Origin of the sequence: Algibacter pacificus, from assembly GCF_008033385.1 — a bacterium.
Lineage (GTDB): Bacteria > Bacteroidota > Bacteroidia > Flavobacteriales > Flavobacteriaceae > Algibacter > Algibacter pacificus.
Window position 1 is genome coordinate 103,148 of record NZ_VOGY01000002.1, and the last position, 24,335, is coordinate 127,482.

The 24,335-nt window shown below is 32.6% G+C and carries 24 protein-coding genes and 1 tRNA gene; 19 read left to right on the forward strand and 6 right to left on the reverse strand.

Annotation, left to right across the window (positions count from 1 at the left end):
• Positions 1–146: 146 nt before the first annotated feature.
• The 9 genes from FQU21_RS17375 (at position 147) to FQU21_RS03570 (ending at position 10,653) form a co-directional block, all read left to right on the forward strand.
• On the forward strand, positions 147–284 hold the full coding sequence (locus FQU21_RS17375) for a hypothetical protein (RefSeq protein ID WP_187269312.1): 138 nt from the start codon (positions 147–149) through the stop codon (positions 282–284).
• Between the two features lie 7 nt (positions 285–291).
• A complete protein-coding gene (locus tag FQU21_RS03535) occupies positions 292–669 on the forward strand; it encodes a PH domain-containing protein (protein WP_147676654.1) in 378 nt (125 codons plus the stop codon).
• Positions 670–731: 62 nt separating this feature from the next.
• Positions 732–2,300, forward strand: a complete 1,569-nt coding sequence (locus tag FQU21_RS03540; RefSeq protein ID WP_147676655.1) for a type I restriction-modification system subunit M — start codon at positions 732–734, stop codon at positions 2,298–2,300.
• A complete protein-coding gene (locus FQU21_RS03545; RefSeq protein ID WP_147676656.1) occupies positions 2,284–3,582 on the forward strand; it encodes a restriction endonuclease subunit S in 1,299 nt (432 codons plus the stop codon). Before FQU21_RS03540 ends, FQU21_RS03545 begins: the two co-directional genes overlap by 17 nt.
• A gap of 11 nt (positions 3,583–3,593) precedes the next feature.
• Entirely contained in the window at positions 3,594–5,378 is a 1,785-nt protein-coding gene (locus FQU21_RS03550) for an AAA family ATPase (RefSeq protein WP_147676657.1), read from the forward strand.
• 19 nt (positions 5,379–5,397) lie between these two features.
• Positions 5,398–5,721: a DUF262 domain-containing protein gene (locus tag FQU21_RS03555; protein ID WP_246124748.1), complete on the forward strand. Its 324-nt coding sequence runs from the start codon at positions 5,398–5,400 to the stop codon at positions 5,719–5,721.
• Positions 5,722–5,808: 87 nt separating this feature from the next.
• Positions 5,809–6,531 carry a DUF6088 family protein gene (locus tag FQU21_RS03560; protein WP_147676658.1) on the forward strand — a complete coding sequence of 241 codons (723 nt, stop codon included), beginning with the start codon at positions 5,809–5,811 and terminating at the stop codon, positions 6,529–6,531.
• Complete coding sequence (locus FQU21_RS03565; RefSeq protein ID WP_147676659.1) at positions 6,528–7,505, forward strand: nucleotidyl transferase AbiEii/AbiGii toxin family protein; 978 nt, start codon at positions 6,528–6,530, stop codon at positions 7,503–7,505. Before FQU21_RS03560 ends, FQU21_RS03565 begins: the two co-directional genes overlap by 4 nt.
• A gap of 4 nt (positions 7,506–7,509) precedes the next feature.
• The gene (locus tag FQU21_RS03570; RefSeq protein WP_147676660.1) at positions 7,510–10,653 is read left to right on the forward strand and encodes a type I restriction endonuclease subunit R; all 3,144 of its coding nucleotides are present in this window, start codon (positions 7,510–7,512) and stop codon (positions 10,651–10,653) included.
• 240 nt (positions 10,654–10,893) lie between these two features.
• On the opposite strand, the gene FQU21_RS03575 is transcribed toward FQU21_RS03570, so the two are convergent.
• A tRNA-Met gene (locus FQU21_RS03575) sits at positions 10,894–10,967 on the reverse strand.
• Between the two features lie 135 nt (positions 10,968–11,102).
• On the opposite strand from FQU21_RS03575, the gene FQU21_RS03580 reads away from it, so the two are divergent.
• Both FQU21_RS03580 and FQU21_RS03585 read left to right on the forward strand, forming a co-directional pair.
• Positions 11,103–11,495, forward strand: coding sequence for an START-like domain-containing protein (locus tag FQU21_RS03580; RefSeq protein ID WP_147676661.1), 393 nt, complete (start codon positions 11,103–11,105; stop codon positions 11,493–11,495).
• Between the two features lie 66 nt (positions 11,496–11,561).
• Complete coding sequence (locus tag FQU21_RS03585) at positions 11,562–12,410, forward strand: aminotransferase class IV (RefSeq protein WP_147676662.1); 849 nt, start codon at positions 11,562–11,564, stop codon at positions 12,408–12,410.
• On the opposite strand, the gene FQU21_RS03590 is transcribed toward FQU21_RS03585, so the two are convergent.
• The 5 genes from FQU21_RS03590 to FQU21_RS03610 form a co-directional block, all read right to left on the reverse strand.
• Positions 12,411–12,971, reverse strand: a complete 561-nt coding sequence (locus tag FQU21_RS03590; RefSeq protein WP_147676663.1) for a YqgE/AlgH family protein — start codon at positions 12,969–12,971, stop codon at positions 12,411–12,413.
• Between the two features lie 122 nt (positions 12,972–13,093).
• Entirely contained in the window at positions 13,094–13,366 is a 273-nt protein-coding gene (locus FQU21_RS03595; RefSeq protein ID WP_147676664.1) for an HU family DNA-binding protein, read from the reverse strand.
• 188 nt (positions 13,367–13,554) lie between these two features.
• Positions 13,555–14,502, reverse strand: a complete 948-nt coding sequence (fmt, locus tag FQU21_RS03600; protein WP_147676665.1) for a methionyl-tRNA formyltransferase — start codon at positions 14,500–14,502, stop codon at positions 13,555–13,557.
• Positions 14,503–14,623: 121 nt separating this feature from the next.
• Entirely contained in the window at positions 14,624–16,531 is a 1,908-nt protein-coding gene (locus FQU21_RS03605) for a RecQ family ATP-dependent DNA helicase (protein WP_147676666.1), read from the reverse strand.
• 9 nt (positions 16,532–16,540) lie between these two features.
• Positions 16,541–17,080 (reverse strand): AAA family ATPase, encoded by a 540-nt coding sequence (locus tag FQU21_RS03610; RefSeq protein WP_147676667.1) that lies wholly within the window; start codon positions 17,078–17,080, stop codon positions 16,541–16,543.
• Positions 17,081–17,169: 89 nt separating this feature from the next.
• On the opposite strand from FQU21_RS03610, the gene FQU21_RS03615 reads away from it, so the two are divergent.
• The 8 genes from FQU21_RS03615 (at position 17,170) to FQU21_RS03650 (ending at position 24,277) form a co-directional block, all read left to right on the forward strand.
• Complete coding sequence (locus tag FQU21_RS03615) at positions 17,170–17,463, forward strand: DUF493 family protein (protein ID WP_147676668.1); 294 nt, start codon at positions 17,170–17,172, stop codon at positions 17,461–17,463.
• Positions 17,464–17,642: 179 nt separating this feature from the next.
• Positions 17,643–18,293: a DUF4290 domain-containing protein gene (locus FQU21_RS03620; RefSeq protein ID WP_147676669.1), complete on the forward strand. Its 651-nt coding sequence runs from the start codon at positions 17,643–17,645 to the stop codon at positions 18,291–18,293.
• A gap of 9 nt (positions 18,294–18,302) precedes the next feature.
• Positions 18,303–19,613: a UDP-N-acetylglucosamine 1-carboxyvinyltransferase gene (gene murA / locus FQU21_RS03625; protein WP_147676670.1), complete on the forward strand. Its 1,311-nt coding sequence runs from the start codon at positions 18,303–18,305 to the stop codon at positions 19,611–19,613.
• A 60-nt stretch (positions 19,614–19,673) separates the two neighbouring features.
• Complete coding sequence (locus FQU21_RS03630; RefSeq protein ID WP_147676671.1) at positions 19,674–20,765, forward strand: DUF695 domain-containing protein; 1,092 nt, start codon at positions 19,674–19,676, stop codon at positions 20,763–20,765.
• A 38-nt stretch (positions 20,766–20,803) separates the two neighbouring features.
• The gene (locus FQU21_RS03635; RefSeq protein ID WP_147676672.1) at positions 20,804–21,916 is read left to right on the forward strand and encodes a DUF2891 domain-containing protein; all 1,113 of its coding nucleotides are present in this window, start codon (positions 20,804–20,806) and stop codon (positions 21,914–21,916) included.
• Positions 21,917–21,946: 30 nt separating this feature from the next.
• Positions 21,947–22,687, forward strand: coding sequence for a 5-oxoprolinase subunit PxpA (pxpA, locus tag FQU21_RS03640; protein WP_147676673.1), 741 nt, complete (start codon positions 21,947–21,949; stop codon positions 22,685–22,687).
• Positions 22,688–22,692: 5 nt separating this feature from the next.
• The gene (pxpB, locus tag FQU21_RS03645) at positions 22,693–23,424 is read left to right on the forward strand and encodes a 5-oxoprolinase subunit PxpB (protein WP_147676674.1); all 732 of its coding nucleotides are present in this window, start codon (positions 22,693–22,695) and stop codon (positions 23,422–23,424) included.
• Positions 23,417–24,277, forward strand: coding sequence for a 5-oxoprolinase subunit C family protein (locus tag FQU21_RS03650; RefSeq protein ID WP_147676675.1), 861 nt, complete (start codon positions 23,417–23,419; stop codon positions 24,275–24,277). The genes pxpB and FQU21_RS03650 overlap by 8 nt, the downstream gene beginning before the upstream one ends.
• Positions 24,278–24,335 lie beyond the last annotated feature (58 nt).

Consider the following 24,335-nt stretch of genomic DNA (forward strand, 5'->3'; position numbering starts at 1 on the left):
TAACCTTTATGAAACCCATAAAGGTTATAATTTTATTGTAGCTAAGTTTTCAGCTGTTCAATGTTTTAATGCATTTTCAGTTTAAAAAAATATGGGAATTAATACTGCTGTAAGTGCTAGAATAAGGATGATAGAGTTAAAAAATTATGACTCAATATATACGTGAAAAAACACGTAATCGCTCTGCTATTGTTATTTTGTTTTTAGGAACAGCACAGCGTTTAAAAAAAGAAGCCTATTTATATGCCAAAAAGAAAACAAGTAGAATATGCTACCAACATTAAATAAACTATGGGATTATTAAATAAAATATTAGGAAACGCTAGTGAGGTTTCCGTAGAAAAACTAACCGAGAAATACGGTCGATTGTTAACAAGTACGGAGCAAGTTGAACTCGGTTTTAAACTGTTTAGAGATGTGTTTATGTTTACCAATAAACGTTTAATTTTAATAGACGTGCAAGGAATAACAGGAAGTAAAGTAGAGTACAAGTCCATGCCCTATAAAAGCATTTCAAGGTTTTCTTTAGAAACCTCTGGAACTTTCGACTTAGATGCTGAACTTAAAATTTGGATCTCTAGTGAAAACGTACCTTCCGTTAGTAAAAAGTTTAATAAAAGTATTAATGTGTACGAAGTGCAGAAATATTTGGCTGAAAAAGTGATGTAGCCATTTATTGTAATAAACAGATTTTAAACCTACATTTAAAGTTCTAAAATAACATTTATTTAATGGCTAAAAAAGCAACCACAAAAAAAACAAAATCTATAGAAGAAACCCTTTGGGATTCGGCAAATAAACTGCGCGGAACCGTAGAATCTTCAGAATACAAACACGTCGTTTTAGGCTTAATATTCTTAAAATTTGCTAGTGATAAATTCCAGAAACGTCGTCAAGAACTCATAGACGATGGCAAAGAAAAGTTTATCGACATGGTAGAATTCTACGCGCAAAACAACGTGTTCTATTTAACCGAAGAATCCCGTTGGAGCTACATCATCGCCAATGCCAAACAAGACGATATTGCACTAAAAATAGATACGGCTTTATACACCGTAGAAAAAAACAACCCATCGCTTAAAGGTGCTTTACCAGACAACTACTTTTCACGCCTAAATATGGACGTGAGTAAACTAGCCGCTTTACTAGACACCATAAACAACATAGACACGCTAAAAGACCAACAACAAGATATTGTTGGTAGAGTGTACGAGTACTTTTTAAGCAAGTTTGCGATTGCAGAAGGTAAAGGAAAAGGCGAATTCTACACCCCAAAAAGTATCGTCAACCTTATTGCAGAGTTAATAGAACCTTACAAAGGTAAAATTTACGATCCTGCTTGTGGTTCTGGTGGTATGTTTGTGCAGTCTATGAAATTTATAGACAGCCACAATGGTAACAAAAAAGACGTGTCTATTTATGGGCAAGAATACACAGCAACTACGTATAAGTTAGCAAAAATGAATCTTGCCATACGTGGTATATCTGCTAATTTAGGCGATGTGCCAGCAGATACCTTTGGTAAAGACCAACACCCAGATTTAAAGGCAGATTACATTATGGCAAACCCACCATTTAACCAAAAGGATTGGAGAGCCACAGACGAGTTATTAGACGACCCACGTTGGCGAGGTTACGAGGTACCACAAACAGGAAACGCCAATTATGGTTGGATACTTAATATGGTCTCTAAACTCTCAGACAACGGAGTTGCAGGTTTTATACTAGCCAATGGCGCATTATCTGGTGGAGGAACTGAATATGAGATACGTAAAAAACTCATTGAAAATAAATTAGTAGAAGCTATTTTGGTATTGCCTCAAAATATGTTTTATACAACTAATATTTCTGTAACCATTTGGATTTTAAATAATAATAAAAAAGAGAGACAGGTTAACATTAATAATATTGAAAAGAAATATAGAAACAGAGAAGATGAAATTTTGTTTTTTGATTTGAGAGAAACAGGAGTTCCATTTGAAAAGAAATTTATTCAATTTAGTGCTGATAATATTCAAAATATTGCTGAAACGTTGCACACTTGGCAACAAGACTCAGGAACTTACAAAAACATTCCAGAATTCTGCTATGCTGCCACACTTGAAGAAGTACGTAAAAAAGACTACTCTTTAGTACCAAGTAAATATATAGAGTTTGTAAACAGAGACGAAAACATCAATTTTGAGGAGAAGATGAAAACCTTACAAACCGAATTTGCAGCACTTCTAAAAGAAGAAGCACAGTCTAAAACCGAATTACTAAACGTGTTTAAAAACTTAGGCTATGAAATCGAATTATAGAAAAATAGGCGATTTCATACAGTTAGTTGATGAACGAAATAAAGAGTTAAAAGTTACAAAGCTTTTAGGTTTAAGTATTTCTAAACAGTTTATTCCTTCTGTAGCAAATACAATAGGAACGAATATGAAGAACTACAAAATTATTCGTAAAAATCAATTTGCGTGCAGCACAATGCAAGTGCGTAGAGATAAAAAAATGCCAGTTGCTTTATTACAAGATTTTGACGAAGCAATTATTTCACAAGCCTATCCTGTTTTTGAGGTTGTGGATGAAACCATTCTGAATCCAGAGTATTTAATGATGTGGTTTTCACGTTCAGAATTTGATAGACACGCTTGTTTTTTAGCTGTTGGTGGAGTAAGAGGTAGTTTAGAATGGGAAGACTTTTTAGAAATGCCTATTCCTGTGCCATCCATAGAAAAACAACGCGAAATAGTTAAAGAATACAACACCATTGTAAACCGTATTAAACTTAACGAAACGCTAAACCAAAAACTAGAAGACACTGCACAAGCCTTGTATAAACATTGGTTTGTAGATTTCGAGTTTCCAATTACAAAGGAAAGTTGTCCTGAACTTGTTTCAGGATCACCTGAATTGGAAGGTAAACTTTATAAATCTTCTGGTGGTAAAATGGTTTATAATGAGGAGTTGGATGCTGAGATTCCTTTGGGTTGGGAAGCTAAACCTATTAATTATTTTAGCAAAATAGGTTCGAGTAAAAGAGTTTTTCAATCAGAATATAAAGAAAAAGGTATTCCATTCTATAGAGGCAAAGAAATTAGCATAAAAAAATCAGGGAAACCTATTGAAGATATTCTATATATAAGTGAAGAAAGATATTTAGAACTTAAAGAGAAATATGGTAAACCAATTAAAGGTGATATTTTGTTAACAGCGGTAGGAACAATTGGTTCTAGTTATTTAGTTGAAATAGAAGAGTTCTACTTTAAAGATGGAAATGTAATTTGGTTTAAGAATTTTAAAGAAGATTTTTATAACAATTTTATTTATGCATTTATGCAGAGCGAAAATTTTAATGAAGTTATTGATAATATTACTATTGGTTCGACTCAAAGTGCGATAACAATGAATGCTCTAGGTAATCAAGTAATTATAAAGCCATCAGAAAAAGTTATTAAGGATTTTAGTGAGTTATATGGTAAAATTCATAAAAGCATTTCAATAAAAAATAAGTTGAATTTAGAACTATATTCATTAAAAGGGCTACTTCTTTCCAAAATGTCAAAAGTAGAAAGAGATTGCCAATTAGTGAAATAATTGATAGCATCATGAAAAAAAATAAATACATTGTTCCTAAAGGTTATAAAGGAATAAGTAATAATATAGTACTTGAGTTTAATACTCAATTGGCGGTAATTACTGGATTGAATGGTTGTGGTAAATCAACAATGTTAAAATATCTCTATGAAAATTATCCTGATAGGAGTAAATGCTTTATTAAGACTCCGCAAACGTTAGATTTATACAATAACGAAAGAAGAAGAATTACTACTTATCGAGGTGGCGTAAAATATACAGATGACGTTTCTTTTGATAATGTTATGGAAGCTGTCGAGTCTGTAGGTTTAAGAAGAAGAGGACGAATAGAATTTCCTTTTTTAGATAAAACAGATTTCTATTCATCTTTATTCGATAAAAATTCTATTGCTTATAAAGAAGGTTATAATTATTTAGAATCAATTGCAAAATTGTTATCAGATTATCAATTTGATGATTTAGACAATATAAAGCGAGAATTAGGTATTGTAACTGAAATAGAGGTTAACGAACATATTATATGGGAGTTAAATCAAAATAAAAGTGAAAACCAAAATAAGTATGGTATAACTAGAGGGAGAACAGTATTTCAAAAGTATTTAGACTTTAAATTATCAGAAGAACTAAAACGAGAACTTGATGAGAAAAAGAAAAATGCACATGAGCATTTAAAACTTCATTTAAGAAAAAGATCAAAAATTAATAGTGAACATGCGCTTAAACAATATGTTTATGAATTGATAACTCGAGAGTTTCGTTCTATCGAGTCAATAGTTCATAAAATGTCCAATAAAATTTATCAAGACTTTAAATCAAAAAGCTCAAGAATTAGAACTAAAAAATTATGGGAAAAGATAAATGAAGAGCTTAATAAGTATAATACAAACGGTTATTTTAAGTATAAATTAGTAAGACCTCAAATTTATGATTCAAATTATGAAATAGCCTTTAAGCGTTTTGATAATACTTCTAACACGCATATATATTTTGATTCGCTCTCAAGTGGTGAAAAAATAATATTTGAACTAATATGCTACTACTTTGCAGCTAAAGAATCTAAGTTTGAAATGATTATGCTTGATGAGTTTGATGCCAATCTTAATCCACAATTAGCAGAAAGATATATTAACGTAATTAAAGAACAATTTAAAAATATAAAAGTTGTATTAACCACACATTCACCATCAACTGTTGTTGAGGTTGAACCTAATGAACTTTTTGAATTAACCGATTCTCGTGAATTAAAGTGTGCAAATAATGAAGATGGTAAAAAGAACATTCTACAACGTCTTGCACCTAAATTTGTTTACCATGGCGAATTTGGAATATTAGAAGATGTTTTTAATAAAAAGTATGAAAAAGTTATTTTTCTTGAAGGAAAAGGAGATGTTTTAAATTTTGAGAAATGGGTTAAAAATAAAAATTATAAATTCATCAACTCTCATGGTTCTGGTAACATGAATAATCTAATTAGCGTTTTTAAAGCGATTCCTTTCTTTAGGTCTTTAGCAAAAGAAAAAAAAATAATTTTTCTTTATGATTTTGATAAAGAAGGTTTTGATAAGTTATCTGAAACATTGCCAAAATCATCAAATAGTCAAGATGTTTATAACTCAATAGGTGATAAAAAACCATATGTGAATAAGATTGTTCACGATTTAGAAATATATGTTTCTCACTTAATTCCTCCACCGAATCACTCTTGGGACATTAAAGATGAGTATCGCCATCAAGAATTAAAAAGAGAAGGAGAAAAAGGATTGAAAAGACAACTTGAAAAATTAAATCAGATATAAAAAAAACACGCTATAATCAATGTCAAAATACTCCGTACACCAACAACCTGTAGAAACCTTATTAAGTTGGATAAAATCTGGCGAAATAGCCATACCAGAAATACAACGTCCTTTTGTTTGGAAAAGCGCAAAAGTTAGAGATTTAATAGATTCTTTATATCAAGGTTTTCCTGTTGGTTATATTATTACTTGGCGTAACCCAGATGTAAAACTTAAAAACGGAGAATTATCGGCTGGCAAAAAAGTATTAATAGATGGACAACAGCGTATTACAGCTTTAACTGCTGCGGTAGTTGGGCAACGGGTGTTAAATAAAAACTATAAAGAGATTAATAGCTGCTAAAATTAGAACTTATTACGAGCAATTGTAGGTGTCAAGTTTTTTGCGCAAAAAACTTGACAATTATAACAGGTTTTGTAAATTTGTAACATGAGTATTACAGCACAAATAACAGATGAAATTAAAAACATACCCATTGGTAAAACATTTGGGTATAAAGACCTTAATGTATCTTCTAAAAAAATAACCACTGCAGCAAAAGTAATAGAGCGATTAATAAAAAAAGGCGTCATAAAAAAAATAGCTAAAGGCACTTTTTACAAACCAGAAAAAACTGTTTTTGGAGAATTAAAACCAAGTGAAAACGAAATAATTAAACCTTATTTGTTTGAAAAAGGAAAACGTATAGCTTATATAACCGCAGAATTATTATACAACCAACTAGGTTTAACAACGCAAATACCCGCAACTATAAAAATTGCCTCTTTAAAAAGAATATATATTAATAAAGGAGCTATAAAAGCAAAACCAGTTAAAAGTTATGTAGAAGTAACTGATGAAAATTTTTACATACTTGGCTTACTTGATGCCATTAAAGATTTTAAAAAAATCCCAGATTTAGACACGAATAATGCTTTAAAAAGGTTGGGCTATCTCATTGAAAATTTAGAAATAAAACAGTTAGATTTATTAATGAAATTAGCGTTAAAATATCCACCAAGAGCAAGAGCATTATTAGGAGCAATAGCTCAAAACTTAGAGATTAATTTAGATTTAACTATATTAAAAAATAGTTTAAATCCTTTGTCTGAATATAAATTAGGGATTTCAAAAAAAGAATTACCTACAAGCACCAATTGGAATATCGTATGAGGTTACATCAAAATGAAGAATTATTTAGACAAGCCATTATATCTACTTCTCAAAAAATTGGAATAGCAGAAATATATATAGAAAAGGATTATTGGGTATGTTATGCGTTGCATCTTATTTATAATAGCGCAATAAAAGATGCCGTTATTTTTAAAGGTGGTACAGCATTGTCTAAATGCAATCAATTAATAGAACGTTTTTCTGAAGATATAGATTTAGTGGTATTGCGTAAGGACGGAGAATCTGGAAACCAACTTAAAAACAAATTAAAGAAAATAACTAATGCAGTAGGAAAACCGTTTAAAGAGGAATATGTTGAAGGTGTTACTAATAAAATGGGTATGATACGTAAAGTAGCATATAATTACCCCAAAGCATTTAAAGGCGATTTTGGACAAGTAAGAGATCAAATAATAATTGAAGCCACTTGGTTAGGTAATTTTGAACCTTACACTACAAAAAAAACAGCAACATATATACACGATATGATGTTGGCTTCGAACCAAGAAATACTAGTGCAAAAATATAATTTGATGCCTTTTGAATTACTTGTATTAGATGCAAGAAGAACTTTATGCGAAAAAATAATGAGTTTAGTACGTTTTTCGCATACAGAAACTGCAATTGTAGATTTAAACAATAAAATTAGACATCTTTATGATATTCATCAATTATTAAAGAACGACGAGATTAAAACTTTTTTTGAATCTGAAAAATTTTATGAAATGCTTCTTAAAGTTGCACAAGACGATGTACAAAGTTTTAGAAACAATAATACATGGTTAAATCACCATCCAAAAGAGGCTATACTATTTAAAGCACCTAAAGATACTTGGAGTAAATTAGAAAACACGTATGTAAATAGTTTTAGCAATTTAGTATATGGTGAATTGCCTAATGAAAATGAGGTGTTAAAGACAATACAAACCGTATCTGCAAGATTAGAAGGTGTAACATGGAGTATAAAAGTATAAGGTAATGAGCAAATTCACAGAAGCACAACTAGAAAACGTTTTTATAGAGTTATTGGGTAATGAAGGTATACCGCATGTACTTGGTAATACCATTACAAGAAAACCAGAAGAGGTGCTTATTAAAGCAGATATTAAAAACTACCTGCAAAACCAATATAAAAAAGAGCATATTACAGATGCCGAAATTAATTCGGTTATCCGTAAGCTAGAAGTCTTTAGTGCTTCCGATTTGTACGAGTCTAACAAACAAATCATGAAATTGGTATGTAATGGTTTTCAGTTAGAGCGCGAAGACCGTTCTAAAAAAGACTTATATATTCATCTTATAGATTATTCAGAATTAGATAATAACACTTATAAAATAGTAAACCAATTAGAAATTTACGGTTACGAAAAACGTATTCCAGATGGTATTTTATACATCAATGGTTTACCTTTAGTGGTCTTTGAATTTAAAACAGCAATAAGAGAGAATGTTACAATACATAATGCATATACTCAAATAACTACACGTTATAAAAAAGATATACCAGAATTATTTAAATACAATGCCTTTTGCGTGATTAGTGATGGTGTGAACAGTAAAATGGGTTCGTTTTTTTCTAACTATGAGTTTTATTATGCATGGCGTAAAGTTTTAGGTTTAGACAAGGAAGTAGATGGTATAAATAGTATGTACACCATGATACAAGGTTTGTTTAATAAAAACAGACTGCGCGAGGTAATCCACAACTTTATATACTTTCCAGATTCTAACAAACACGAGTTAAAAATTGTGTGTCGTTATCCGCAATATTATGCAGCTACAAAATTATTAGAGAACATAAAACTGCATCAAAAGCCAAAAGGCGATGGTAAAGGTGGAACCTATTTTGGAGCCACAGGTTGTGGTAAAAGTTATACCATGTTATTTTTGTCTAGACTGCTTATGCGTAGTCCGTATTTTAAAAGTCCTACCTTAATCATTATTACAGATCGTACAGATTTAGACGACCAGTTATCAGGGCAATTTACAAATGCTAAAGAATATGTTGGCGATAATAATATTATTAGAGTACAAAGCAGAAGCAAATTAAAAGAATTGCTTCAAAACCGTAAAAGTGGTGGCGTATTTTTAACAACCATACACAAATTTACAGAACACTTAGATGTACTAACAGATAGAACAAATGTTATTTGCATTTCAGACGAAGCACATAGAAGTCAAATAAATTTAGATCAAAAAATAAAGGTTACAGAATATGGTGTAGAAAAAACCTATGGTTTTGCTAAATACCTACATGATTCATTACCAAATGCAACGTATGTTGGTTTTACGGGGACACCAATTGATGCCACGTTAAGTGTATTTGGAGATATTATAGATTCTTACACCATGACAGAGTCTGAGAAAGATGATATTACAGTAAGAATTGTATATGAAGGTCGTGCAGCAAAGGTAGTTTTAGAAAACAAGAAGCTTTACGAAATAGAAGAATATTACAGAATGTGCGCAGAAGAAGGCGCTAATGATTATCAAATAGAAGAAAGTAAAAAGGCTTCGGCTAATATGAATGCTATTATAGGCGATCCAGACCGATTAAAAGCCGTAGCGGAAGATTTTGTAAAACATTATGAAACCAGAATAACAGAAGGCGCAACCCTAAAAGGGAAAGCCTTGTTTGTGTGTAGCTCTAGACCCATAGCATTTCATTTATACAAAGAAATTATTGCTTTACGTCCAGAATGGGCAGAAGTAAAAGCTTTTGAAGAGGGTTCAATTTTAACAGAAAAAGAAAAGAAGGAAATCAAACCTATGGAGCGCATTAAAATGATAATGACGCGTGGTAAAGACGACCCAAAGGAGATGTACGATTTATTGGGAACAAAAGACGATAGAAAAGAATTAGATAGACAATTTAAAAGCGAAAAGTCTAACTTTAAAATTGCTATTGTAGTAGATATGTGGTTAACAGGTTTTGATGTGCCTTTTTTAGATACCATGTATATAGACAAACCCATACAGCAACACAATTTAATACAAACCATTTCTAGAGTAAATAGAAAATATAAAACCAAATCCAAAGGCTTAGTGGTGGATTATATAGGCTTTAAAAAACAAATGAATTTAGCCTTAAAACAGTATTCTGCGGTCGATGGGCAAAACTTTGAAGATATTGAAACCTCTATTATTGTTGTCAAAGATCAATTAGATTTATTGGAAAAACTATTTCATAAATTTGATGCCTCCGATTATTTTTCAAGAGAAGGTAGTAAACAATTAGAGTGCTTAAATCAAGGTGCGGAGTTTGTACAGCGTACTAAGAACATAGAAACGCGTTTTATGAATATTGTAAAACGCTTAAAAGCGGCTTATGATATATGTTGCGGAGCAGAAGCCTTTACAGAAATTCAAAAAGATTATATTCATTTTTATTTAGCGATACGTTCCATAGTATTTAAGCTTACTAAAGGCAACGCTCCAGATACGGCACAAATGAATGCGAGAGTTCGAGAGCTCATTAAAGAAGCTTTGCAGAGTGATGGTGTGGAGGAAATTTTTAAGCTAGGAGAAGATACTCAAAATGAAATAGATATTTTTGATGATGCGTATTTGGCAAAAATTGAAAAAATAAAATTACCAAATACTAAAATAAAACTCTTGCAACAGCTATTGCTAAAAGCGATTGATGAATTAAAGAAAACCAACAAAATGCAAGGGATTGATTTCTCTAAAAAATTTAAAAGTATCGTCGATAAATATAACGAGCGAAGTGAACCAGATATTTTACAAAGTAACGTTTTAGAAGATTTTACAGATGAAATTATTGACTTATATCATGAAATGAGAAAAGAAAAAGATTCTTTTCAAGGTATGGGCATCGATTTTGAGGAAAAGGCATTCTATGATATATTAAAAGCGATTGCGCATAAATATGATTTTGATTATCCAGAGGAAAAATTAATTCATTTAGCTAAAGAAGTTAAGAAAGTAGTTGATGATAAAGCCAAATATACCGATTGGAATCAAAGAGACGATATTAAAGCAGAATTAAAAGTAGATTTGATTATTCTTCTAGCAGAAAACGATTATCCGCCTATTACTAAAGATGAAGTTTTTAAAGAAATTTTTGAGCAAGCAGAAAATTTTAAGAAAAATAATTTATAGTTATTCTACAAAGCAAAAAAAGAATAAACCACCTCCCCAGTATCTATATCAAAATAGGGTAGCGCACCATTATGTCGTTGTTGGAGATTGGTAATTTTATGATAGCGATTGAGAAGCTGGTTTTTTAGGTTTTCCAAAATCCCTTTAGTTGCGGGGCGGTGTTCGGATAAAATAAGACCTAAGTTATAACCAAACAAAAAAGCCAAGAACAAAATTCTTGACTTTCTCTGGTTTTACTTGTAGCGAGAGCGGGGCACGATCCCGCGACCTCCGAGTTATGAATCCGACGCTCTAACCAGCTGAGCTACCTCGCCATGTGCATTTCTGCGGGTGCAAAGATAGAAACATAATTAGATTACACAAATAATAGTTGCGAAAAATATTATTAAATTTTCTGTGGTACTTCTTAATTAATGTATATATTGTGAACATAAAGTTTAAATTATAATATGGACGAGAAAATTAAATATACTATAGAATTTCCTATACAGGCATCACCACAATTGCTATACCAGTATGTATCAACACCTTCAGGGTTGTCAGAGTGGTTTGCCGATAATGTAAATTCAAGAGGCGAGTTGTTTACTTTTATTTGGGATGGTAGCGAAGAACAGGCAAAATTATTAAACAAAAAAAGCGGTGAACGTATTAAATTTAGATGGTTGGAAGATGAAGAAGAAGGCGATCCATACTTTTTTGAAATAAGAATTCAAGTTGATGAGATAACAAAAGATGTTTCTTTAATGGTTACCGATTTTGCAGAAGAAGATGAAGTTGATGAAGCTAAAATGCTATGGAGCAATCAAATTTCAAGTTTAAAGCAAGTATTAGGCTCAGCATAATAAAATAAAGTATAATTTCAATTATATTTGTTCCCGTTTTCACATTAAAAGAAAACGGGATTTTTTATGGTAAATTTTAACGGAAATATTTTAGAAAAAAATGCGCTATTATCTATTAATAATAGGGGGTTTTCATACGGCGATGCTTTATTTGAAACAATAAAAGTATCTTATGGCAAACTACTGTTTTGGGAAGATCATTACTTTAGGCTTATGGCTTCTATGCGAATTATGCGTATGGAAATTCCCATGAACTTTACCATGGAGTTTTTAGAAGCACAAATATTAGAAACTTTAAAATCTAATCATTTAACAGGGACCTCTTCGCGCGTCAAATTAACGGTGTTTAGAAATGAAGGTGGCTTATATTTACCAGAAATCAATACTGTTAGTTTTTTAATAACGACTAAGGCTTTGGATACCGATTTTTATATTGTGAATGATGATTTTTACGAGGTCGATTTGTTTAAAGATTACTATGTGTCGCCAAGTTTATTATCTACCTTAAAAACAAATAATAAAGCCTTAAATGTAGTTGGTAGTATCTATGCCAAAGAAAATAAATTGGATAATTGTTTTGTTTTAAATACCGATAAGCAGGTGGTAGAAGCTTTAAACGGAAATGTTTTTCTTGTAAAAGGACAGGTTATAAAAACACCTCCAATTAGTAATGGTTGTTTAAAAGGCGTGATGAGAAAGCAAATTATAGAACAGGCTAAAAGTTTATCAGATTATGAACTTGTAGAAGCGCCAATTTCTCCTTTTGAATTACAAAAAGCCGATGAGATTTTTATTACAAACGTTATTGTTGGCATGCAATCGGTAACGAAATACAGAAAAAAAGTATTTACTTCCGAAGTGGCTAAACTTTTAATTCAGAAATTAAATATTAAAATAAGACTGGGATCAAACTAATTAATTATAACTGGGGTGTTCGGGAGCATTAGACCAAATGCTGTATTCGCCACCAAACTCTAACATTTTTTCTTTCCAAAAATACTTATAGCTTTTTTCGATAACATCTTTTTTGTAGATATTCTCGGTAACTACCCAGGAATTAGCTTTTAGTTCGCTGGCTAATTGGTTGCTGTCCCAACCAGAATAGCCTAAAAAGAATTTTATATCGTTTTCATTAACGGTATTATTAGCAATTAATTCGGCTACTTTATTAAAATCGCCACCCCAATAAATCCCTAAAGATATTTCTATACTGTTGGGGATTAAATGCGGAATTTTATGTATAAAATAGAGGTTGTCTTGTTCAACAGGACCTCCGTTATAGACTCTAAAGTTAGCTTCAACTTCTGGTATTAAGTCGTTTATGGTATATTCTAAAGGTTTGTTTAGTATAAAACCAATAGAACCTTCAATAGAATGATCTGCTAATAAAACAATGGAACGGTTAAATGAAACATCACCAATAATAGCAGGTTCAGCAATTAATAAATCACCTTTTTTTGGTTGCGTAGTTACCATATATATAGGATTTAGTAATTAAATCTAATATTAATTTATTAAAAAAGCAAGTCTTTAAGGAATATATAAAAAAAATGCCTTCAAAAATTGAAGGCATTTAATATGTGTTATGGAGTAACTAATTAGTTTACTGCATTTGATAAATCTGCTCCAGCTTTAAACTTTACAACATTTTTAGCTTTTATTTTGATAGTTTCACCTGTTTGTGGGTTTCTTCCATCTCTAGCCGCTCTTTTAGAAACTGACCAAGATCCAAAACCTACTAAAGAAACTCTGTTACCTTTTTGTAAAGCACCTTCAATTTCAATAATAGCGCATTCTAAAGCTTTTTTAGCAGCTGCTTTAGTAATTCCTGCGTGTTCTGCCATAGCATCGATTAAATCTGTTTTGTTCATAATATAAATTTTAATTATTAATAAATGGATTAAACGTTTTTGTTAATACCTATACAAATTTATACGGATTATGCAATAAAGCAAGCAATAGCGAGGGAAATCCATAATTTTGTTGATAACTTCCTACATTTGTTAATAAAGCTTAGTGAATTTACCAAATTTTTAATTTCATTAGTAATTGCAGGGCTTTACAGCATTTTTGCATCGCTTTTAAATTGATAGCCATTTAAAAGTGATTTTACATCCATAGTGCGCTTGCCTGGGAGTTTAATATCATCAATTATAATGTAACCTTTATTTACAGCTACTTTTAATTCTTTTTTAGTTGAAATAATACTTCCAATGGTATCTTTATGGTCTGTAATTTCCTTTTTTGCACTATAAATTTTTATATCTAAAGTATCTTCGCCATTAATTAAAGTGCACCAAGCGGCAGGATATGGGCTTAATCCGCGTATTTTATTATGGATAGCATTAATAGGAGCTGTCCAATCTATTTTACAATTATCTTTGTTTAGTTTGTAAGCCGTTTTTATATCGGCTGTTTCTTGTTGTGGTATCGTGGTAACATTTCCGTTTTCAATAAGTTTTACCGTTTTTAAAACTAAAGTGCTTCCTAAGTGCATTAATTTATCATGCAGGCTTCCAACGTTTTCTTCGGGGTCGATCGCTAGCTCTTCTTGAAGAATCATGGCGCCAGTATCTATTTTTTCATCAATAAAGAAGGTTGAAACGCCTGTTTTTGTTTCACCATTTATAATAGCCCAATTAATAGGAGCTGCTCCACGGTAGTTTGGTAGTAGCGAGGCATGTAAATTAAAGGTGCCAAATTCGGGCATTTGCCAAACTACTTTTGGTAGCATTCTAAAGGCAACTACAATTTGAAGATTGGCGTTTAAGGCTTTTAATTCTTCTAAAAAGGCTTCATCTTTTAAATTCGTAGGTTGCAAAATATGTAAACCAACCGATTTAGCGTATTGTTTTACGGCGCTTTCATTTAGTTTTCTGCCGCGTCCCGCTGGTTTATCGGGAGCAGTAATAACGCCAACAATGTCTTGTTTGTTTTCTACTAATGTTTTTAAAATGGTCACGGCAAAATCTGGCGTTCCCATAAATACTATTTTTAAATCTTTCATTTTAATGTTTTTTGTATTTAGCCACGAATTCACGAATAAATTAGTCTCGTTTTGTTTTACTAATGTTTTTAGACTACAGTCTGAAAAATTAAATCTGGACGAGGGTTTATCCTTTAATTATTTATAAATGACTCAATTTATAGGTGTTCTTTGCTGTTATCGTTATTATTTGATGTTCTAAAAGTAATTTTAAAACCTGTTTTATGTTTTCTTCGGAAGTATGTAATACTGTTGAAATTTGTCTGGAAGATTGATCGCCAGTTTCTAAAAGCTCAATCACTTGGTTTTGAGTCGTTTTAATATCTGTTGATGATACTTTTGTTTTTTTAGTATTAGTGCAAACCGAACAAATACCACAAGGGCTAATGTCGGTTTCACCAAAATAGGCAAGGAGCTGCATACTTTTGCAAACCGTATCGTTTTTAACATAATTAAGCATGGCTTTTACTTGCTGTTGCTTTAAATTGTTTTGCTGTTCTATAATGTTAGCAATTCGGTTTATGGTTTTGTCGTCTTCTCGGGGTTGAATAAAAGTAACTTCCGCATCGGTTTCTGCAAGTTTTAAGGTGATAATGCCATCGTGCTCCAGTTGTTTTAAGGCGTTCACTATTTTTGTTTCGTTTATAGCCGATTTTTCGGCAATTTTGGCCAGTGCAATTTTTGTAACCTGCTCGAAAGCGCCACCGTACATACGTAAAATAGATTTTACAATAATGCTATATTCCGTATGCGTGTCTAAATAATTAAACAGCGCTGCATTGGGGATTATAAATTGTACGGTAACTTTGTTTTTAAATTGTTTAGAAAGCGTGATAATACTGTTTCTATCTAAAATTAATAAGGCATTATAGCAAGAACTCGGACTGAATTTATAGGTTTTGCAAAAGGTGTTAAAATCGAATTCAAACGATAAATATTCCCCTTCGCCGTAAGGGACTTGGAAATAATTGCATAATTTTCGGTATACCTGTTTTACAAAATCGACACTGGCTAACGCCCCTAAAAATTGTTTTTTAACGCGGTTTTCGTCATTTTCATTTTTCAAAATTACAGCAAAAGCTTTATCGCCATTTCTACCAACGCGCCCAGCTTCCTGAAAATAGCTCTCAATACTTTCGGGTAAACTAATATGGATTACTGTTTTTACATCGGGTTTATCAATGCCCATTCCAAAGGCATTTGTGGCTACCATTACTTGTTTTTGATTATTTATCCAGGCCTCCATGTTTTTATCCTTTTCATTATTGTGCAAACCGCCATGGTAAAAGGTTGCCGATATGTTTTTAGATTCTAAAAAAGCACTTAACTCTAAAGTGAGTTTTCTATTTCTAACATAAATAATAGAGGACTGTTTATATTTTTTTAGGATAGTTTCAATCCGGTAATATTTATCGGTTTCATTAAAAACTAAATAACCTAAATTGGGTCTTAAAAAGGATTGTTTAAATATTTTAGGATTAATAAAATCCAGTTGTTTTACAATGTCTTGAATAACTTCTGGTTTTGCCGATGCCGTTAAAGCAATAGCGTTTACGGTAGGTTGCAACCGTCTTAAAATGGCTATGTTGTTATAGGCTGGTCTAAAATCGCTTCCCCATTGCGAAATACAGTGGGCTTCATCAATGGCAATTAAATTCACATCCATTAACCGAATGCGATCTTGCACAAGATCTTGCTGTAAACGTTCGGGCGAAAGGTAAAGAAATTTATAATTTCCGTATACACAATTATCCAAAAGCGTATCCAATTCCTTATATGAAATGCCACTGGTAAGTGCCATAGCTTTAATCCCTTTGTTGTTTAAGGATTGTACTTGGTCTTTCATGAGGGCGATAAGCGGAGAAACTACAATGCAAATCCCTTTTTTTGCCAAGGCTGGAATTTGAAAACACAACGATTTTCCGCCGCCAGTTGGTAAAAGAGCAAAGGTATCCTCACCCGCTAAAACCGAGTTGATAATGGCTTCTTGGTTTGGACGAAATTCGGTGAATTTCCAATAGCGCTCCAGTATATTAATTGGGTGTTCCATTAAGGACAATTACATGTTTAAGCTGTTTAAAATAAAATCGGTTCTATGTTCTGCGGAACCAAAAGGAACATCAATTAAATTATAATCGTATTTTTCGTAAGTTTCAACCAAGTGATCGTGAATTTTTAAAGCTTCATCAAAACTTTCGTATCGCTCATTGTCAATGGTGTAAATGGCTTCCCAAGGTTTTAAAATAAAAACGGTATGATATTTAGAGTTGTTGCAGGTTTCAATAAAATCTTTAGGACAATCGTCTCCAATAAAATCCATATAGGCTAAAACATCGGGTAGGCCACGATCGAAAAAAACAGTTTCACCTTTAAATAATTCAGCCTCAATAAATTGTTTTTTTCTTCCTTTTAATAATAACTCGCTAAATAATAATGGATTGGTTAAAAATAACTGATCGATACCTTCTTTTTTGGCATCTAAAATTACTTGTCTCGAAATTTCTTCTAAACAGGTATGACCTCTTTTTATTAATTCGTTAATTATTGTTGATTTTCCAGTTCCTGGACCGCCTGTAATAACAATCTTTTTAGTGTTCAATGCTGCTTTATTTTTTGTAAAAATCGGAATTTATAATCTATAAAAAAAATGGAAACTAAACTGTATATTTGTGAACTAATAAATATATAATGAGTACAACTCCAAATTCAGAAGAATTTTACGCGAAATTAAAAGAGCAACTATATAAAACCGATGTTTGGCCAGCAGAGTATTTGTATAAATTTATAGTGCTTTCAGATTCAAAAAAGATAGCGAAATTAGAAGCTATTTTTAACGGTATGGGCGCTGTAATAGAAACTAAAGAGTCTGCAAAAGGTAAATATACTAGTGTGTCTATTAGTGTTTCTATGAAAAAACCCGAAGCTGTAATTGAAAAATATAAAGAAGTAGCCAATAAAATTGAAGGGGTAATTAGCCTATAAATGAGAGGTTTTTTTAATTTTATTTAAAACCTTATTAGAAAATAGTTAATAATAGTATTTCAATTTTGTGTTATACCATGAAGCTTCTAATATTAATAGTCGTGCTATTCAAAATTTTTTGTATTTTGCGGCATGCATAACAACTACATGCAAAAAAACATTAATTCTACACCATTATTTTGACAAACGATTTAGAATACAACACAGAGCGTGAGCATTTAATCATTCCAGAGTACGGAAGACATATGCAGAAAATGATTAATTACGCTAAAACTAGAGAAACAAAAGAAGAACGAAATAAATTAGCGAACGGTATTATTGCTGTAATGGGGAATATGCAACCGCATTTGCGCGATGTTCCCGATTTTAAACATAAACTTTGGGATCAGCTTTTTATAATGTCTAATTTTGAATTAGATGCCGATTCTCCTTACGAAATTCCTACGAAAGAAATTTACGAAGAGCGTCCAGAACCATTAAAATATCCTCAAAATTTTCCAAAATATCGTTTCTACGGAAACAATATTAAAACCATGATAGATGTAGCAAATACTTGGGAAGAAGGCGACTTAAAAGAAGCTTTGCTCCACACAATCGCTAATCATATGAAAAAGTGTTTTTTAAATTGGAATAAAGACACCGTGGAAGACGCTGTTATTTATGGACATTTGTACGAATTGTCGAAAGGGAAAATAGATCTTAGAAATTCTAAAGAAGATTTAACAGATTCTAGTAGTTTGTTGCGTACTAAATCTAAATTTGCAAACAATAATAAAAAAGGTGGGGCTAAGAAGAATAATTCAAACAACCGCCAAAGAAAACGTTACTAATTTTTACGCATGGGAACATTTAAAATTGAAGGTGGGCATCAATTAAAAGGAAGTATCCAGCCTCAAGGAGCAAAAAACGAAGCTTTACAAATTTTATGTGCCGTTCTACTGACTCCAGAATTGGTAACCATTAATAATATTCCTGATATTATAGATGTTAACAAGCTGATAAATTTGTTGAAAAAACTTGGAGTAAAGGTTGAAAATATTGGCAAAGGAAGTTATACATTTCAAGCTGATGCTCTCGATTTAGAATATTTAGAATCTGATGCTTTTAAAATAGATGGTCGCGGTTTGCGTGGGTCTATCATGATAGTAGGACCTTTATTAGCGCGTTTTGGTAAAGGATATATTCCAAAACCAGGTGGCGATAAAATTGGTCGTCGTCGATTAGATACTCATTTTGAAGGTTTAATTAATTTAGGCGCTAAATTTAGATACAGTAAAGAAGACCAGTTTTATGGTGTTGAAGCCCAATATTTAACGGGAACTTATATGTTGCTCGAAGAAGCTTCGGTTACCGGAACCGCAAACATTGTTATGGCAGCGGTTTTAGCACGAGGCACAACAACTATTTATAACGCCGCTTGCGAACCTTATTTGCAACAGTTGTGTAAAATGCTGAATAGAATGGGCGCTAAAATTAGCGGTGTGGGTTCTAATATGTTAATTATTGAAGGGGTTGAAACTTTAGGTGGAACAGAACATCGTATGCTTCCAGATATGATTGAAATAGGGAGCTGGATTGGTCTTGCCGCGATGACTAAAAGTGAATTAACTATTACTAACGTGAGTTGGAACGATTTGGGGCTAATACCAAATGTGTTTAGAAAATTAGGAATTACTGTAGAAAAACAAGGCGATGATATTCATATCCCGGCACATGTTAATGGTTATGAAATTCAAAGTTATATCGATGGATCTATTTTAACCATTTCCGATGCACCATGGCCTGGTTTTACTCCAGATTTATTAAGCATTATTCTAGTGGTGGCTACACAAGCTAGAGGTAGTGTTTTAGTCCATCAAAAAATGTTCGAAAGTCGTTTGTTTTTCGTCGATAAATTGATTGATATGGGAGCCAAAATTATTCTTTGTGATCCGCACAGAGCAACCGTTATTGGTCACGATTTTAAATCCACCTTAAAAGCAACAACCATGACATCGCCAGATATTCGTGCGGGTGTATCATTGCTTATTGCTGCACTTTCTGCAAAAGGCACATCAACCATTCAGAATATTGAGCAAATAGATAGAGGATACGAAAATATAGACGAACGTTTACGTGCCATTGGTGCTAAAATAGAGCGGGTAGAATAGTTCTATTTAGGGTTTTCAAAATTAATTTTTCCTAATATAGAATCACTTTGTTGGTGGCGTATGAGTTTTTTCAAAAGGCTTTTTAAAAAAGAAATTCCGATACAATCTAATGCCGATTTCTGGAATTGGTTCGTAAAAAACGAGAAGTTATTCTTTAAAGTTATTAAAGAAGGTGGGGATGTTAGTGCTTTATTTTTTAGTGAATTATCAAAAAAGTTAGATGCTTTAAAAACGGAATATTGGTTTTTAGCTGGTATGTATGACGAGGCTACAGCCGAGCTTATTTTAACGGCCGATGGCGATTTGAAAAATATTGTTTTTATTGAAGATTTAGTAAAAGCAGCGCCCCAAATTAAAGGTTGGAGAATTACGGCTTTAAAGCCTGAATCTGGTTTCGAAAATAAGGGAATAGAAATAGCCGACTATAAATTTAGTAAAGATACACTTCGTTTTTATTCTAACAATTTGGTCGATTTCCCTGATGAAATTGATATTACAATAACACATCCAGATTTAAATAAAGATAATGTGGTGGATATCACTAATGGGGTGTATCTTTTTTTAGATAATGCCTTAGGTGAGCTTAATTCGGTTTCTATTATAGATAGTTTAAATGTTATTAATACTAATCAAGCTAAAAAACCTTTAGTTCCAATTGAAAAATTAAAAGATTTTTTAATTTGGCGTGAGAAAGAATTTATTGAAAAATATGACCGTTTGCGTCATTCTACTGAAAATGATAGTTATTCGGCCTTTGAGGCGACTACAGAATCGGGTTTGCCGCTTTTAGCTGTTGTAAATACCGATTTGTTACAGTGGGACAGTAAAGCGTCGCATCCTTGGGTAGTGGTTCTTGAAATGGAATATAAAGGCATAAGTAATAATGGTATGCCGGATGAGGAAACTTATACGTTATTGACGATTATTGAAAATGAAATTTTACAGGAATTAAAAGCCTCTAAAGGCTATTTGAATATTGGCAGACAAACAGCAGAGAACGTTCGGGAAATTTATTTCGCTTGTTCAGATTTTAGAAAGCCGTCCAAAGTGTTGTATTATATTCAAACAAAATATGCCGATAAATTAAAGGTTAGTTTCGATATTTATAAAGATAAGTATTGGCAATCTTTCGATAGATTTTTACCGAGGTAATAGGTTTTCTGTTCTTTTGATACTAAAAAAATATAGCTATGATGAAATTGTTTACTTTACTGTTTTTAATCGTGTTAGTAGGGTGTAAGCAACCTGAAAATAAGCAAGACATAAAGCAGGTTGATACTATGGTTAAAACGGCTGTTTTGCAAATTCCAAAACTCGATTTAGAGCAGGCTAATAAATTAGCGGCATTGCCTCTACATTGTATAAATACGGAGTATCCAAATAAGTTGTCACAGACCTTGGGTGGTGATGAGGATTTGAAAAATCCAGCAACTTTGCATCCTGCGTTTTATGGTTGTTTCGATTGGCATTCGGCTGTACATGGTCATTGGAGTTTAGTGAGTTTGCTTAAAAATAATCCTGAGATTAATAATTATAAAGAATTAAAAAATAGATTGTTGCAAAACTTATCTAAAGTGAATATTGAAGGTGAAGTCGCGTATTTTTTAGGACGGCATAACGCATCTTTCGAGCGGACTTACGGCTGGGCTTGGTTGTTGAAGTTAGCTGAAGAGTTACATACTTGGGATGATGAAACGGCTAAGGTGTTAGAAGAAAACCTGCAACCATTAACCGATTTGATTGTTAAAAAATATATAGAATACCTTCCAAAATTAAACTATCCAACCCGTGTTGGAACACATAGTAATACCGCTTTTGGAATGTCGTTTGCTTACGATTATGCAGTGGCTGTGAATCATGAAACATTTAAATCTGCCATTGAAACACGTGCTAAATATTTCTTTTTAAACGATGAAAATTGCCCGATGTCTTGGGAGCCTGGCGGATCCGATTTCTTATCACCTTGTTTAGAAGAAGCCGCTTTAATGAAACGATTATTGCCTACTGAAACATTTAAACCGTGGTTAGAAGCCTTTTTGCCACAGTTTAAAAACAAAGACTTTAGCTTAGAAACCGGAAAAGTATCTGATAGAACCGATGGGCATTTGGTGCATTTAGATGGTTTAAATTTTTCTAGAGCTTGGAGTTTAAATAAAATTGCAGAAGGTTTGCCAGAATACGCGCATCTTAGGCCGGTTGCTATACAGCATTTAAATTATTCTTTACCTAGTATTTTTAGTGATAGTTACGAGGGAGGGCATTGGTTAGGTTCGTTCGCTATTTATGCTTTAAATTCCTTTTAAGAATTAATTCAAATTCGCTAACTTGCCTTGATGGAAATTAAAACAGTAGACATTAATGTAGATGTGGGCGAGGGGATTGGCAACGAGGCTTTGCTGTTGCCTTACATATCTTCGTGCAATATTGCTTGTGGCGGGCATGCAGGTAATGTTGATACTATGCGAACTGTTGTTCGGTTAGCGAAAATACATCAGGTTAAAATTGGTGCGCATCCATCCTTTCCAGATAAAGAAAATTTCGGTCGCACGGTTTTAGATATCTCTTGTGTGGCTTTGTTTGAGTCTATAAAGCATCAAATTAAAGATTTAATTGGAGTTTTAGAGCAGGAACACGCAGGGCTGCATCATGTAAAATTGCATGGCGCACTTTATAATTTGGCGGCTACGGATAGAAAGACAGCGAACGTGGTTATTGAGGTGTTAAAATGTTTAATGTTACGGGTTAAACTATATGTGCCGTACGGTTCTGTGCTGGCGGATTTGGCGCTTCAAAATCAAATTAAGGTGACTTATGAGGCTTTTGCAGATCGGAATTATAATAACGATTTAACATTGGTTTCACGACAAGAAAAGCAGGCTTTAATCCATGAAAGTGATGCCGTATTTAATCATGTATTTAGAATGATTTCGAAACAAAAAGTAAAGACGATTCAAGGGGCAGAAATTGATATTTTAGCCAGCACGTTTTGTCTTCATGGTGATCATCCAAATGTGGTAAATTTGATTCAGGGTTTAAAAGAAAAATTAGAACTTCATAATATTCAAATCAGTTAGTTTTAATGGGGTTTAAATTACGATATAAATCTATGGGTTTGCATGCTGTTTTAGTGGAATGGCCGGCGAAAATCAGTCAAGATATATTAAAAGATGTCTTGCTTTTAAAGGAGAAATTAGAAAATTTTTATACTAAAGAATTAGTTTATGTAAGTTCTTCATATAATTCATTATTAGTTAATTATGGTTTTTTAGAAATTAATTTTATTGATGAAATTGCTGTTATAGATAAAATCTATGTTTCCCAAAAAACGACTATTCCGAGAAAAGGCAGGATTTGGAAAATTCCTGTGTGTTATGATGATTGTTTTGCCTTGGATTTAGACGCTATTTCTTCTGAAAAAAACATGACTAAAAAGGAGATTATTTCACGGCATTCTCAACAAATATACACGGTTTATTTTATCGGTTTTTTACCAGGGTTTTTATATTTAGGAGGCATGGATAAATTGCTAATTACACCTCGAAAACAAACGCCAAGATTAGAGGTTGAAAAAGGTGCGGTAGCTATTGGAGGACATCAAACCGGCGTGTATCCAAATGCGAGTCCTGGTGGTTGGAATATTATTGGAAATTCGCCCATTAACTTTTTTGATGTTTCAAAAGAAATGCCATGTTTTGCTAAAGCAGGCGATCAAATTCAGTTTTATCCAATTTCGCTAAAAGCACATGGAGATATTAAAATTTTAGCAGATGCAGGTGTTTATCATATAAAAAACGAAGCGATAGATGATTAAGGTTTTAAAAGCGGGATTTTATTCTACTATTCAAGATTTAGGGCGCATTGGGGTGCAGCAGTTTGGAGTGCCGTATTCTGGAGTTATGGATCGTAAAGCGGCTAGTTTTGCAAATGCTTTGGTTGGAAATAATGAAGGTGAAGCGGTTTTAGAAATGACTATGATGGGAGCACAACTTGAGTTTAAAACGCCAACTTGTATTGCTATTTCTGGGGCGCATATGTCACCTATGCTCAATGGTATTCTAATTGAAAACAATCATGTTGTTCGGGTTGAAATGGGTGATGTGCTTCGTTTTGGGAAACTGCTAAGTGGTTTTAGGTGTTATTTGGCCGTTTCAGGTGGTTTTAAGACCGAAACAGTTATGGGGAGTAAAAGTATGTATCCAAACATTACAAAAGCAAACAAGGTGGTTAAAAATGATATTATTAAAATAGAACCGACTAATCGTTTAAATGAAGGGAAGCATGCTAAGATTCGGTTTAATGGTGCGTACATAACCTCAAACGTATTAGAAGTTTTTGAAGGACCGGAATTTGAATACCTTTCTATAAATCAACGGGACGAGTTGTTTTCAGCTTTATTTACTATTTCAAATAACAGTAATAGAATGGGGTATCAGTTGGTTGAAACTATTCAAAATGATTTAAAACCTATAATTACAGGGCCTGTTATTCCGGGAACTGTCCAGTTAACACCTTCTGGTAAGCTTATTGTTTTAATGCGTGATTGTCAAACCACTGGGGGGTATCCAAGGGTGTTGCAACTAAGTGAGGCCTCGATTAATGTGTTGTCTCAAAAATTTACAGGCCAGTCTGTGTTTTTTCAGTTGAAATCTATGATATCGGTGTAATAAAAAAGCAACACAATGCGCTAAAGGCGTTTTGTGTTGCTTTTTTGTTGCTAGATTT